The following is a 472-nucleotide window of genomic DNA, read 5'->3' as shown; positions in this document are numbered from 1 at the left end:
ACGACCGCGCTCCACTACCTCCCCGAAGGCGTGCTGAGGCGCACCTATGCCGAACTGACCGGGCTGCTGCGGCCCGGCGGGGTGCTGATCAACGCGGACCACCTGCCGCTGGAGGGCGAGGGTTTCGTCGAGATCGCCGAGTACGTCGGGACGCGCCGGGCCGAGCGCCAGCACGCCTTCGACCACGAGGACTGGGAGACGTGGTGGTCGGCCGTGGAGAAGGAACCGGAACTGACGGGGCTGTGCGCGGAACGCCGTAAACGGCGTTCCGCGCACGCCGGTCGCCCCGTCACGCTCGGCCGGCACATCGAGTTGCTGGCCGAGGCGGGCTTCGGGCCCGCCAACCCGGTCTGGCAGGTGGGCAACAGCTACGTCCTCGTCGCCGTTCGGCGGTAGAGGAGGGCACCCCCGAGGGCGGCCGGCCTTCCGCGTGCGGCGCGACCGCGCCGAGATCCCGGCCGCACCGGCAGCC

General features: G+C 73.1%; 1 pseudogene. It reads left to right on the top strand.

Annotated elements, in window-relative coordinates:
* A pseudogene (locus tag IH13_RS0100170) lies at positions 1 to 396 on the top strand (methyltransferase); the annotation flags it as partial.
* Positions 397 to 472: the final 76 nt, after the last annotated feature.

It is taken from the genome of Streptomyces sp. NRRL WC-3549 (genome assembly GCF_000721935.1).
Lineage (GTDB): Bacteria > Actinomycetota > Actinomycetes > Streptomycetales > Streptomycetaceae > Streptomyces.
The sequence above is the reverse complement of the archived record's forward strand: the minus strand, read 5'-3'. Positions and strand labels throughout refer to the sequence as shown.